Source organism: Micromonospora sicca (genome assembly GCF_003172935.1).
In the GTDB taxonomy this organism is placed as follows: Bacteria; Actinomycetota; Actinomycetes; order Mycobacteriales; family Micromonosporaceae; genus Micromonospora; species Micromonospora sicca.
In genome coordinates, this window is record NZ_QGKS01000505.1 from 18,171 (window position 1) to 31,149 (window position 12,979).

The 12,979-nt window shown below is 68.8% G+C and carries 10 protein-coding genes; 3 read left to right on the plus strand and 7 right to left on the minus strand.

The genetic code is table 11. The annotated features are described in order from the left end of the window. Nucleotides 1-84: 84 nt before the first annotated feature. The 3 genes from DKT69_RS36625 to DKT69_RS36635 all read right to left on the minus strand — a co-directional run bounded on the left by DKT69_RS36625 (nt 85) and on the right by DKT69_RS36635 (nt 5,011). On the minus strand, nt 85-2,124 hold the full coding sequence (locus DKT69_RS36625; protein WP_236648732.1) for a multicopper oxidase family protein: 2,040 nt from the start codon (nt 2,122-2,124) through the stop codon (nt 85-87). A gap of 20 nt (nt 2,125-2,144) precedes the next feature. Further along, on the minus strand, nt 2,145-2,621 hold the full coding sequence (locus DKT69_RS36630; RefSeq protein WP_109805925.1) for a DUF6220 domain-containing protein: 477 nt from the start codon (nt 2,619-2,621) through the stop codon (nt 2,145-2,147). A gap of 143 nt (nt 2,622-2,764) precedes the next feature. Then, a complete protein-coding gene (locus DKT69_RS36635; RefSeq protein ID WP_161558024.1) occupies nt 2,765-5,011 on the minus strand; it encodes an MMPL family transporter in 2,247 nt (748 codons plus the stop codon). A 178-nt stretch (nt 5,012-5,189) separates the two neighbouring features. On the opposite strand from DKT69_RS36635, the gene DKT69_RS36640 reads away from it, so the two are divergent. Next, nucleotides 5,190-6,440: a histidine kinase gene (locus tag DKT69_RS36640; RefSeq protein ID WP_109805927.1), complete on the plus strand. Its 1,251-nt coding sequence runs from the start codon at nt 5,190-5,192 to the stop codon at nt 6,438-6,440. Continuing rightward, complete coding sequence (locus DKT69_RS36645) at nt 6,437-7,129, plus strand: response regulator transcription factor (RefSeq protein WP_109805928.1); 693 nt, start codon at nt 6,437-6,439, stop codon at nt 7,127-7,129. The genes DKT69_RS36640 and DKT69_RS36645 overlap by 4 nt, the downstream gene beginning before the upstream one ends. Before the next feature lie 635 nt (nt 7,130-7,764). Here the strand turns inward: DKT69_RS36645 and DKT69_RS36650 are convergent. From DKT69_RS36650 to DKT69_RS36665, 4 genes are all read right to left on the minus strand, one after another. After that, nucleotides 7,765-8,232: an ATP-binding protein gene (locus DKT69_RS36650; protein WP_201750047.1), complete on the minus strand. Its 468-nt coding sequence runs from the start codon at nt 8,230-8,232 to the stop codon at nt 7,765-7,767. A 66-nt stretch (nt 8,233-8,298) separates the two neighbouring features. Then, nucleotides 8,299-8,847, minus strand: coding sequence for a YceI family protein (locus DKT69_RS36655; protein WP_161558025.1), 549 nt, complete (start codon nt 8,845-8,847; stop codon nt 8,299-8,301). A 275-nt stretch (nt 8,848-9,122) separates the two neighbouring features. Then, a complete protein-coding gene (locus tag DKT69_RS36660) occupies nt 9,123-10,070 on the minus strand; it encodes a sugar phosphate isomerase/epimerase family protein (RefSeq protein WP_109805930.1) in 948 nt (315 codons plus the stop codon). Between the two features lie 19 nt (nt 10,071-10,089). After that, nucleotides 10,090-11,172: an IS30 family transposase gene (locus DKT69_RS36665; RefSeq protein WP_438361912.1), complete on the minus strand. Its 1,083-nt coding sequence runs from the start codon at nt 11,170-11,172 to the stop codon at nt 10,090-10,092. 632 nt (nt 11,173-11,804) lie between these two features. Here DKT69_RS36665 and DKT69_RS40490 point away from each other — a divergent pair. Then, complete coding sequence (locus DKT69_RS40490) at nt 11,805-12,554, plus strand: hypothetical protein (protein ID WP_236648730.1); 750 nt, start codon at nt 11,805-11,807, stop codon at nt 12,552-12,554. Nucleotides 12,555-12,979 lie beyond the last annotated feature (425 nt).

The window sequence follows — 12,979 nt, forward strand, 5'->3', positions numbered from 1 at the left end:
CGGCTGTGGCGGTATACCTGGGCAACGAAATCCGACCTGGGATCGTCCGGGCACCGGGCGGCGTGTCGAGTAGGGCACGATGTTTCAGTGTCCATGCCGTGGACTCCTGCCCGTTCCGGTGTGGGGGGTGTGCGAGCCGCCGAATGGTGTGGTGACTCCGTCATAGTGGAGTTGCAGCATCATCCCCTGATGTGCGTGGGGCAGATTGTGACAATGGTTCATCCAGATCCCGGGGTTCGTGGCCGCGAATGCGACCTCCCACACCTGCCCGGGACGGACATCGAACGTGTCCATCCACAGTGGGCTGCCGGATGACGGTCTGCCGTCCGTGGACACGATCAGCACGGGATGGCCGTGCAGGTGCCAGGGGTGAGTCTCCAGGCTCCGGTTGACCACGGTGAACCGGACGATGTCACCTTCGGCGACGAGCTGATCCGCGATCGACGGGTGGCCGCGGCCGTTGACCGTTTGCGCATACGCCGGCGCACCGTCGACCATGGCGACCGCACGGTCCAGGACGATCGTGAAGTGCCGGTCGGCTTTGCTGGCATCCAACGGCACCGCGGCCGGCTCTCCGTAACGCAGAAGGTCGAGCTCCGGCCAGCCGGAGGTGTCCTCGACGGCCGGATCCTCACCGGCGGCGGCGCCCTCCGGACGCAGCCGCACGCCGCCGTCGTGATCGTTGTCGACAACGAGCACCACCGCGGTGTCTGGCATGGCGAAGACCAGGTCGTGCCGTCCGCCAGCGGGCAGGCGAAGTCCCACATCACGAACCTCGCCAGGTTGGTTTAGATCCCGGCCGTCGACGGCCGTCACCCGGAAGGGCGTGCCGGCCAGCGTGAACCGGTGTGGATCCGAGTCGGTGTTGATCAACCGCAACCGCACGGGCGTACCGGCTGGCGCGGTGTGTTCGGTACGCCCGTCCTGACCGGCGATCACCACGGTGCCGTCGAATGTGTGCACCGGCAGAGTCAGATCCAGGTGCTGTGGGGGAGCGGGCTCGTCCGCCTGCTGCGTGTCGCGTGGTGTCACGACGAGGGTCCCGTACAGCCCCTTGCGCACGCCACGGTGTGAGGCCTGGTGGGTGTGGTACCAGTAGGTTCCCACCTGATCGGCGCGGAAGCGGTAGACGAACTCCTCGCCGGGTGCCACCACGTCCTGGGTCACGCCCGGTGCGCCGTCTTCACCACACGCCACGTCGTAGCCGTGCCAGTGCAGGGTCACTCCGTCGTCGATGTCGGTGTTGCGCAGCGTCACCTCGATCATATCGCCGACGGTGGCGGTGATCGGCGGACCGGGGGCCCGGCCGTTGTAGGTCCATGCCTGGATCTCAGGTCCCGATGGGAGCCGGACGGTGGCGGTCTGCGCGGTGAGTACGTACTGCCGCCTCGTGCCGCCCGGCGCCGGTGCGTCGGCCCCCCACAGGTCGGCCACGGACACGGCCGCTCCGGAGCTGGACGACCGCCCGGGACCGCCTCCGGTGGCGACGGATTCAGCCGGCCTGAACAACAGGCCGACGCCGGTTGTGCCGGTACTCGCCACGACTGCTCCCCCCGCCAAGCTGATGAACCGGCGGCGCGAGAATCCGGGCTTTCCGTTCGGTGCCTGTATGGGAGCGATGTCGGCGTCGCCGGTGGGGTCGGCCGGCGTGGCTGCGACGCGCGCGGTCAGCAGTGCGGCCGCGCAGACGAGGGAACTGGCGATCAATGCGGTGCTCCAGGTCAGGGGGTACCCGGCCAGGAAGGTCACCACGAGCCCGGCCAGGGCCGCGTATCCGGCGGTGAGCAGCAAGACCACGCTGCTTGCCGGTATCCCGTCGCCCGTCGCCCGGCTGGCGAGTGTCCCGGCTTCGGGCGCGCGCCTCGCCGCCGTGAGCAGCCGCGGGCCGGCGATCAGGACGGCGGCCACCCCGGCGGCTGCCAGCATCGGCAGGCCCAGCAGCACCTTCTCCTGCACGAACCACCAGCCCCGAGCGGCCAGCATCGCCACCGTGGTCATCCGGGCAAGGGTTACCAGCACCGCCGCAGCGAGAAGGCCGAGCGCCAGCCGGGCGCGCCGGAAGGCGACAGCGACGCCGGCCGTGAGCCATGCGGCGACGCTCAGCAGCGCGACCGCATGGTCCACGATGATCAACTGACCCGTTGTCATGACGCCGGCTGAGCCGATCCGGTTGCTGGTCCGGGCATCCCCGCGTCGTCGCCCGCGCCGGCCGGTCGATCGGTCACCGCGGGCCCCGGCAGCGCTCGCGCCTGCCGGACGATGATCCCGACCACGGCCATGATGACCAGACCGTTGACCGCGTGCAGACCGAAGACGAGCTGGCCGACCGTTGCGCTGTCCCCGTCGTCGAACGCCTTGGCGAGTTGCGCGATGACAACCTGGACCACGGTCAGCCCAGCGACCAGACCGGCCATCCCGACCAGTCGTCCTGGCATCCGGGCGAGCGCGGCGACGATTGCCATCAGGACCGGCAAGAGGAAGATCACGTACCCCAGCGCGCGATGCGGCCGGAAGGACTCGTCGTTGGGCGCGGTGCTGAATGCGCCGCTCCCGGCAAAGTAGAACTGTGCTACGACGGCCAGCATCAGCAGGATCGCCAGGCCAGCAAATACTCTCCGCACAATGTGCTCCTTCTGGTTGGGTGAGTCACGAGATGTGATTCGGGCGTCGTCGCCCTGTGGACGACGGCTCGTGGCCGACTGTGACAGCTGGCCGTCGTACGGGCGGGCCGCTGCCGGGGGATGGCCGGTAGACGCTGTCTGCCTCACCGGGACGGGAGCAGTTCCGCCTCATCGATGGGGCGCAGGAACGTATCGGGCGGTCCTTCGACGTGCAGCTGGGGCAGGCGCCGCTCCATGACGCGAGGAAGCCACCAGTTGCTGCGGCCGAGCAGGTGCATGATCGCCGGCACGAGCAGCATCCGGACAATGGTCGCGTCCACCAGGATGGCCGCGACCATGCCCAGCCCGAAGACCTTGATGAAGACCTGGTCACTCGGGACGATCGCCGCGAAGACAACGATCATGATGGCTGCGGCGGCGGTGATCACCCGTCCGGTGCTGGCCAGTCCGGTGACGATGGCCCGGCTGTTGTCCTGGGTACGCACCCACGACTCTCGCACCCGGCTGATCAGGAAGACCTCGTAGTCCATGGAGAGGCCGAACAGCAGCGCGAACATGATGACCGGGACGAACGCGGCCATCGGGGTGGCGGTGTCGATGCCGACCAGCCTGCCGGCCCAGCCGCCGTCGAGGAAGAAGGCCACCACCCCGTACGCCGCCGCCACCGACAGCAGATTCATCACGGCAGCCGTGACCGCGATGACGACGCTGCGGAAGGCCACCAGCAAGAGGAGCATCGACACGACGACGACGCCACCGATGAGCAGCGCGAGCCGGTTGGCGATCAACGCGTTGAGATCGATCACCGCCGCGGTTGCGCCGCCGACATGTACTTCTGTGCTGGTGCCCTTGGTCGCGGCCGGGATCACGTCGTCGCGCAAGGTTTGGACGAGGTCTTCGGTGGCGGCCTCCTGCGGTCCGGTGGTGGGCACGACGGTGATCAGCGCCGTGTCACCGGCAGGATCGAGCCGTGGCGGCGATACCGCTGCGACTCCCGCCGTGCGGCCGAGCTCGGCTTGTAGCCGCTGGAGGGCCGCGTCGCCTTCGGCTGGCGACACCTCCGCCGCGACGAGCAACGGCCCGTTTTCGCCGGGGCCGAATCCCTCGGCCAGCATGTCGTACGCCTGCCGATTCGACGTATCCTCGGGGTCGTTGCCTGCGTCGGGGAGACCGAAGTGGACGCCGAGGAACGGCGCGGCCAGCACCAGCAGCAGAGCGACACTCGTCACGATGGCGAGTACGTTGTGTCGCTGCACCAGCCGGCTCCAGTGCGCCCAGCCGGCCGCTGGCACCAGGTGGCCGTCGGCGGAGATCTGGGCGGTACGGCGCCGTCCCAGCGGCACCCGGAGCCGGTCGATGCGCCGCCCCAGGTAGCCCAGCAACGCGGGAAATAGTGTGATGGCGGCGACCATCACGACCAGGGTCGCCACCATGGTGACGATGGCGGTGCCGTTCATGATGGACAGGCCCACCGCGAACAGCCCTGACATGCTCACCATGACCGTGCCGCCGGCCACGAGGACCGCACGGCCGGCGGTGTCGAGCGTCGCTGCGGTTGCCGCTTCGGGGTCGAGTCCCACCGCCCGCCATTCGCGGAACCGGGTCACCAGCAGCAGCGCGTAGTCGATGCCCAGGGCGATGCCCAGCGTCATGCCGATGATGGGCGCGAAGTCGGGCACGTCCACCACGGCCGCCACGACGCCGACCAGGCTGGCGCTCACCGCCAGCGCACCGATCGCCATGGCCAGTGGCAGCCCGGCCGCCACCACCGACCCGAACATGATCAGCAGGATCGCCGCGGCCGCGAGCAGCCCGATCAGCTCGGATCCCGACCGGGTCGCCTCGGCGAGTTGCACGGCCCGTCCACCGAGCGCGATCTCCAGCCCGTCGCCCTCGGCCGCCTCGGCGGCGGCCAGCAGCCGTTCGGTGTCTTCGACCGGCATGTCGTTGGGGTTGGTGACATCGAGATAGACGCGTGCGGCGAGCGTCCGGCCGTCCGGCGCGATGGAGCCTTTGGCGGAGTACGGATCCTCGACCGACGCTACGTGCGGCACGCGTCCCAGCTCGCCGAGCAGCGCGCTGACGCCACGTCGCACCTCGGCGCTGGTGACCTCGTCCGCACGCACCACCACCCGCACCGTGTCGCCGGACTGGGCCGGGAACCGCTCTCCCAGCAGGCGCTGTGCCTGCTCGGAATCCGAGCCCGGCGCGGAGGAGGCGTTTGCGAACTCGCCCCCGAAAGCCATCGACAGCCCGAAGGCGATGACGAGGCCCACGGCCCAGGCGATCAGCACTCTTCCCCGCCGGCGAAAGGCCAGGCCCGCGAGTCTGCCCAGCGGTCCCGGCCGCGGTGCGTCGGGTGACCGTTGGCGATTGTCGCGGGCGGGCACCGCATCAGTCATTGGAACCGTAATTGGTTGATTCACGGAAGCGATCGTCGCGTCGCCGACCCGAGCGCGTCCTCGGGCAGCGGATGGCAGTTCCTACGCAGATTTGCGTAGGCGGCCCGCACCTGGTCACGCCCGTCGTCGTAGCCGGTCACCCGGGCGCGGCCACTATCATCGCAACATGAAACGCCGAGCGGCGCCGTTCCGCCTGCCTGTCCTGGCCCAGGACGTCCTGCTCGGACTCTTCGTCGCCGTGATGCAGGTTCAGGGCACCGCCGCGAAACCTCCAGAGGTGGGGTCGCGGCCGCTGGCCGATCTCGGGCACCTGGGGTACGTCCTGCTGATCGTGAGTGGCCTGGTGCTGGCCGTGCGCCGCCGCTGGCCGGTGCCGGTGTTCATCACGGCCGCTCTCGCCAGCCTGGTGTACTTCGGCGTCGACTTCCCGGATGGGCCCGGCTGGCTCGGGCTCTTCGTCGCCCTGTACACGCTGACCGCCTACGGCGATGGGCGCCGGTCCCTGGTGACAGCCGGCGTGGGTATCACCGCGCTGACCATCGGCTGGCTGGTCGCGGCGGCCGACATCGAACCGCGGGAGGCCATCGGGTGGGTGTTCTTCCGGATCGGGGCGTCGGTGATGAGCGCTGCCCTTGGTGAGTCCGTCCGATCCCGGCGGTTCATCGCAGCCGAAGCGCAGGAGCGTGCTGAACGGGCTGAACGGACTCGGGAGGAGGAAGCGCGTTCGCGGGTTGACGCCGAGCGGCTCCGGATCGCGCGGGAGGTCCACGACACCGTCGCCCACGCCATCGCGATCATCAACATCCAGGCCGGTGTCACCGCGCACGTGCTCGACAAGCGGCCGGAGCGGGCGCGCGAGACACTGGTGGCCATAGAGCAGACGAGCTCCCAGGCGTTGCGGGAGATGCGGGCCATCCTCGGCGTGCTTCGTGATTCCCACGACGGGCGAGTGCCGCACCCGGGCCTGGAGCAGATCGACGAACTCACCGCGAAGGCGCGCGATGCCGGACTCGACATCAAACTCGAGGCGACGTCGCCAACGTCGCCACCGCCGAGCGCGGTGGGCGGTGCTGCCTACCGAATCTTGCAGGAGTCGATCACCAACGTGATCCGCCACGTCGGACCGACCCGGGTGACCGTAGCGCTGAACTATGGAACCGATGTCTTGGAGATCCGTGTGATCGATGAGGGTCGCCGGCACGCACCGGGTGATGACGCCCCGGGCCCGCACGTACCAGCCAAGCATCCGACCAGCAACGGCACCGGCAGCTCAGCCGAGCTGGGCAGCGGGATCCTAGGAATGCACGAGCGCTGTCAGCTGTTGGGCGGGGAACTGGTGGCCAGGGCCCTGCCGGGCGGCGGGTTCGAAGTCAAGGCACGTCTGCCCCTGGCGCCGACCGGAACGGCGCACCTATGACCGCGGCAGCCGCGTCGTCACCTGGCAGCGCTCCGATTAAGGTTCTGCTCGCCGACGACGAGGGTCTTGTGCGATCCGGCTTCAAGGTTCTGCTCGACCTCGAAGACGACATCACGGTGGTGGGGGAAGCTACCAACGGTGCCGAGGCCGTGGAACGAGCCCGTGCCATCCGGCCCGACGTCGTGCTCATGGACATCCGCATGCCGAAGGTGGACGGGATCCAGGCCACCAGCCAGATCGCCAAGACGTCCGGACTTCAACAGGTCCGAGTCCTGATCCTGACCACCTACGAAACCGACGCTTACGTCTTCGAGGCACTGCAGGCCGGCGCAAGCGGCTTCCTGCTCAAAGACGCCGGACCGGCCGAGCTCCTACACGCCGTCCGGGTCGTCGCCGCCGGAGACGCGTTGCTCGCGCCGCGGATCACCCGACGCCTCATCGCCCAGTTCACCGCGCAACGAACAGCCACCCAGGCAGGGGAGAACCGACTGGCTGTGCTGACGCAGCGCGAGCGGGAAGTGCTAGCCCTGGTGGGACAGGGCCTGAGCAACGACGAGATCGGCGCCGAGCTGTTCCTCAGCCCGGCGACCGCCCGCACCCACGTCAGCCACGCAATGGGGAAACTGGGTGCACGCGACCGCGCGCAACTGGTCGTCATCGCCTATCAGACAGGGCTGGTCAGCCCGTAGAGTCCGCGCTGACTCTCAACCCGACCAGGACGACGCTGCGCACCTCTGCCCGGTGGCCGGCGTGCAATACGCCACCTCGGGCACGACGGACAGGCGTCGAGGTCGATTCCCAGCTCCGTCGCGCCCCCGCTGGGATGGCCCCTGGGCGAGCCGACGGTGGCTTCACATTCACGGCGATGACCGTGGTCGGGGGATGGGCGCGCTCCCCTGACTCGTGGCGGCCTCGACGGTCCCATACGGGCTCCCGGCTCCATCGGCAGATTTCCGCCAGGTGCGGCGCGGCTTCGACGATGTCACCTGGCGCCCACGACGCTGCTGAAGAACACCATGACCGTCGCGAGCCTGCTGATGGTCGGGCTGTTCGTGGCCCTGATCGGCAGCGGCATCGGTTGGTGCTGGTCACGGGCGGCCCCTGGTTCGTCTGGCTGCAGCGGGTGCACCGCTGGGCCACGTACCGCATCACGCCGGTACTCATCGGACACATCGTCATCGCTGACGGCTTCCCGCCCGGGTACCGCGGCGTGGCCCGAGCCATGCACCTCGGTGGCCTGTCCAGGCACCCGCCAGCACGCGCAGTGAGTGGAAGTGCTCCCGGGCCCGTTGCCGGGCCTCGAACTCCTCGGCGTTCACGGCTTTCAGCCTTCCATCGGCTCGACCTGGAACCCGCCCCTGCCGTCGAACCGGACTTCGTACAGCCGGTCGAATCCATCGGCCTGCCGAGGGCGTCGGAGCCGCTTGAGCGTGTCATACAGCCCAACGTCCGGCACCCGGGCTCGATCCTCACGCGCCGCGTTGCGATCGAGCGCCGCAGGGAGATCGGGCGGGAACCAGTACCCGACCGTCATCGCGCCGTGGGCGCGGGCAGCCTCGATCAGCGGTTGCCACTCGTGAGGTGAGGGATTGGTGTTGTCCACCACGACGCAATGCCTCGTGGCCAGGGCCTCGTTGACCAGCCGCATCTGACGGCTTTGGCGATGGCGGGCATTCGGGAACGCGTCCTTGCTGACCACCACATGATTGTCGGTCAGCAGGCGGCGGCGGAACGCTGTCTTGCCCGACGCCTGCAGACCGATCAGGATCGCCAGTTCCAGCCGACCAACCACAGACCGCCTCCGGTAGCCGCCACCGACCTGGGGCCGCTCAACCTCTGGGGCCCGGTCGGGACCAGGTCAGCGTCCGAGGTCGACCTCGATCTCCACCTCGACGTCGTCATGGACCTTGAGCGCGCCGAGAAAGGCCGAGTACGGCTTGATTCCGTACGCCGACTGGGTCACCACCGTGGCGGCGCGGTACCGGTCGGGCGTCACCTCGCGTACATCGACGTCGATGGGGGCGGCGACCCCGTGCAGAGTGAGCGTTCCGCTGATCGTGGCGTGGTCGTCGCCGGTGACGACGCGGCTGGACTCGAAGGTGGCCGTCGGGTGGCGATCGACGTCCAGCGTGCGCCGGGCGTTGTTCTCGATCTCGCGCCGGTCCCTGTCGGTCAGCGGTCGCGCACCGCCGGTGCCCTCCCGTACGGCCAAGGATCCCAACTCGACGCGGGCCGTCGCGTTGGCGTCCACCGGCCCGGTCTCGGGAACGTCCAGCTCCACCGACCAGTCGGTCACCTCAATGGTCAGGTCGTGCCCGACGGTCGAGCCGACACCCTTGCGGCTGGTGCGCAGTAGCATCCGCCCGTTGTTCGGGCCGAACCGCAACTGGCCGGTTGTGATCGCCACCCGCCAACTGTACGCGGAATCACCACCGCCCTCATCGCAACCAGGCATTTCAGTCAAGCGACGCGAGCTTGTTGCGTACGTGGTTCACGGCCTGGGTTGCGGTGCGGCTTGCGTGTCCGGCTGCGGCGGCGCGCCGCCGATGACCGTCACCCGGGCTTGACGGCGCTGGTGCGGGCAGTTCGGCCGGGCGGCCGAGCGGGTGTACGAGGTCGTACAGCCAGTGCTTGGCCGCCCGATTGCTCCCTGCTACGAGGGAACGGGCCTGCCCGGGTTCGTCAGAACCGCAGCTTGCGCAGGCAGCGGTAGCCGACCTCGGCCGTCTGCTGCGGTGTCACATCGGGGGTGTCGTTTTCGACGATGTACTCGAGCACCGAGTGCTCCTGGAAGATCCGGGCAAAATCGATCACCCCGGTGCCGAGGTCGGCCATGTCGCCGTCGGACGCGTGCCGGTCCTTGACGTGGTACTGCAGGACACGCTGGGGCGCGGAGCGGATGACGTCCAGCGCGAAGCCCTCGGGGTCGACCACTCCATCGCCTGAGTTGATGCCGCCGGTGACGGCCCAGTAGAGGTCGACTTCCAGGTGTACGAGCTTCGGATCGAGCTCCTCGGTCAACACGTCCCAGGGTCGCCTGCCACCTCCGAGGTCGATGGTGAACTCGTGGGCGTGGTTGTGGTAGCCGTAGCGCAGGCCGGCCGCTGCCGCTGCCGCAGCCTCGACATTCATCTGTTCCGCCCAGCGCTTCCAGTCGTCCTCGCGGTCGGAGTACAGGTACGGCACTACCATGAACGACTGGCCCAGGGTGAGCGCGTTCTGGATCTTCTGTTCCAGCGCGCCGGCGTCACCGCTGATCCCGTCGTGGCTGGAGCTGGCCTTGATGCCGATGCTGTCCAGGAACTGGCGCAGCTGGGCAGCGGTACGCCCGAAGTAGCCGAGCGCCAACTCCACCTTCGGGTAGCCGATCTCGGCGAGGTGGGCGAGGGTCGCGTCGTACCCGGGCGAGCCCCACAGCGCGTCGCGTACCGTCCACAGCTGAATGCTGATCAGGCCCGGGGGTAACTGGTGGCGCCCGGTGGTGCGGGTGGTGGCCGACGCGGCCGTTGCGCCGATCCCCGACGCCGCGAGGCCGACACCGGCGACCGCCGCCAGTGAACCGCGCAGCAGGCTCCGTCGGTCGATGACGGACCGCCGCAGGGCGGCTTCTCCGTCGAATCCGTAACACATGATGACTCCTTCTGTGGTTCTACGCGGTGGGGACCAGGACGACCTGGTCCGTTCCGGTCAGGGAGGTGGCGAGGTGTTCGCGGGTGTGGACGGCCAGGTCGGTGCCTTTGGGGAAGTATTGGCGCAGCAGTCCGTTGGTGTTCTCGTTGGAGCCGCGTTGCCAGGGTGAGTGCGGGTCGCAGAAGTAGACCGGCATGTCCGCGGCGATGCTGAACTCGTGGTGCATGGCCATTTCCGCGCCTTGGTCCCAGGTCAGAGACCGTTTCAGGTGGTGCGGCAGGGTGGCCATGGCGGCGAGCAGGCCGTCACGGACCCGGTCGGCGCTGCGGCCGGCGCCCAGGTGCACGAGCAGGACGTAGCGGGTGGCGCGTTCGACGAGGGTGCCAATCGCGGAGCCGTTGTCCTTGCCGATGATCAGGTCGCCTTCCCAATGACCCGGGACGGCACGGTCGTCGGCCTCGGCGGGCCGCTCGCTGATCATCACCATCGGATGAGTGAAACGGGGCTGGCGCTGCCCGGGCTGACGGCGCGGGCGTCGCACCACCCGGCCGGTGCGCAGCGCGGCGCTCAGTTCCCGGCGCAACTCGCCGCGGCCCTGGACGTAGAGCGCCTGGTAGATCGTCTCGTGTGACACGTGCCGCTCGCTTCGCTCGGGAAAGTCGCGGCGCAGCCGACGGCTGATCTGTTCCGGGCTGTGCTTGCAGTCGAGCATGCCCTGCACCAGGGAACGTAGCTGCGGGCAGGCGGCGATCTTGCCGAGCTTCGGGCGAGGCCGCCGACTGTCGGCGCGTTGCTGGGCCGCGTAGGGCTGGTAGTCGCCGCTGTCCGGATGCCGGTTGCGGCGGATCTCCCGGCTGATCGTGCCCGGCGACCGTCGCAACTCAGCGGCGATCGCCGCCTGAGAGGCACCCTCGCGCAGCTGGTCAGCGATCACGATCCGCTCATCCTGCGACAGATAGCGGCCCGACACGGCCGAAGGCCGGGCAGCAGGACGAGATACGTCCTGCTGCCCGGCCTTCGCCTGGCTCATGCGCCCGTAGCGCCAGCGGTGACCAGTCTTGCGATTGATCCCGACCAGCCGACACGCTTCACTCGTACTCACACCCCGCGCCACAAGATCCAAATATGCCTGGCGCTCCGCGCGAAGCTTCTTACGACCCTGCGGCCGACGATCCCCACGGATCTCGAACACTGCAACCCCTGATCAGGTCAGGCGTTGCAACGATCCCTGGAACCCAAGCTGGTGGTTCACACCGGGTTGGGGCCTTTTTTGTGTCCGCGTGCGGGTGGTGGTGGCTCGGTGGGTGCTCGGGAGCCGATGGACCAGGTTGGCACCGGTGGGACGTGGCGGGTGCTCCGGGACGCCCGTCGGTGGCTGCCGATGTGGGATGTCTCGGTGGCCGGGGTTGCGGCCGTCGGTGGGTCCCGGGTCGGCTCGAGGTGGTTCCTCGGAAGGGCTCGGTGCCGGGAGATGGGCCGATCTTGCGCGGGTACGTTTTGCCAGTTTTGAGTGTTCTGTAATCGACTCTTCGGCTGATGCGGTGAACAGTGATCATGGAAAACGTCTCACAAACCCCGTTTTGAGAGTGCGGGAGTTCCCCCGGAGCCCCACCGCGCCGCCGCAGCGCCGGGATGGCCGGGCGTCGACGGGTAGGGGATCATCGATGGGTGCCCGGTGGTGTTGTGTTGACGCCTCGGCGGTGGCGGATCCTGTCGTTCCTGGCATTGCATGGCATGGCGACCACGATCGACATCGCGGTGGTGGTGGGAGAGCCCCGGTTGACGGCGCACCGGGACCTCACGTGGCTGCACGCCGCAGGCCTGGTGGACCGGGAGCGGGCGGCGGAGGACCGGGCGCACGCGTGGTGGTATCGGATCACCAGGCAGGGCGCCGACCTGCTCGGCCGTGATCTCGTCGCGTCGGGGCGGTCGGTGCCGTTGCGGCTGGGTCAGCGGGACTGGAGTGCGGCGCACTACCTGCTGTTCCTGCCGCTGCTGGCGGCCGCCCGTGAGGATCCGGGCCGGTGTGGGCTGTTCCAGTGGTTGACGACGTTGGACACGTCGGTGTGGTTGCGGGAGCGGGGTCTGGCGCATCTGCGCGCCGACGGGTACGGGGTGTGGCTGGAGGGCGGCCGCTGTCTGCGGTTCCTGGTGCACGTGGATCCTGGCCCGGTCGGTGAGGTGATCGCCGAACGCGAGCGATCGACTGCCGGCCTCGGCACGGTTCTGGCCGGCTACCGGCGTACCGACCCGGTCGTGCCGGTCGGCGTGGTGCTGGTCATCGCCCGCGACGCGGCCCGCGAAGCGAACCTGCTGGCTGATCTGGTGAGCCGGCCGTTGCGGGCGCCGGTCGCGGTGACCACCGTCGACCTGTTGCACCCGCACTGGCCGCACGAACAGATGTGGAGGACCCCGACCACGGGCACCGCACGTCACCGGTTGATCGACCTCTCATTTCCGTCCGAACTAACCCGGATGAGTTGAACCAGATGGGACCGCCGTGAGGGAAGCGGCGCCACCGTCGCGCGGGTCTGGTGCCGCCCATTGCTAGAACCGGGAGAGGCAGCCGTTCATGGTCCGGGCGGCCTGCCATCGTGACATTCCGTTACCAAGGAGCCGGTATCGACCAGGCTGGCCTATCCGCTTCTGGCCGATGTGCGGTTGCGGCGGTCCGTACAGACGGGATTGGCGGGGTCGTTCCTATAGTGAATTCATGCGATGCACAGCACCCAGTCAGGGCCACCGCACCTCCAGCGGTGCCGCCGCATGTCCCGTCCATGGCCCAATGCCGCGTAGCCTAAGTTGATCATGGTGTTGGGTGGGTATCCGGGGGTCTGCGGCGTGGCGGGATGACGCCGATGGTCCTGACCGTTTTGATCACGGGTCATGGCGGCGGATGTGGTGGGTCG

What these genes read in the sequence shown, in the direction of transcription:
- DKT69_RS36640 (WP_109805927.1), top strand. Translation starts at nt 5,190, where the DNA reads ATGAAACGCCGAGCGGCGCCGTTCCGCCTGCCTGTCCTGGCCCAGGAC.
- DKT69_RS36645 (WP_109805928.1), top strand. Translation starts at nt 6,437, where the DNA reads ATGACCGCGGCAGCCGCGTCGTCACCTGGCAGCGCTCCGATTAAGGTT.
- DKT69_RS36660 (WP_109805930.1), bottom strand. Translation starts at nt 10,070, where the DNA reads ATGTGTTACGGATTCGACGGAGAAGCCGCCCTGCGGCGGTCCGTCATC.
- DKT69_RS40490 (WP_236648730.1), top strand. Translation starts at nt 11,805, where the DNA reads ATGGCGACCACGATCGACATCGCGGTGGTGGTGGGAGAGCCCCGGTTG.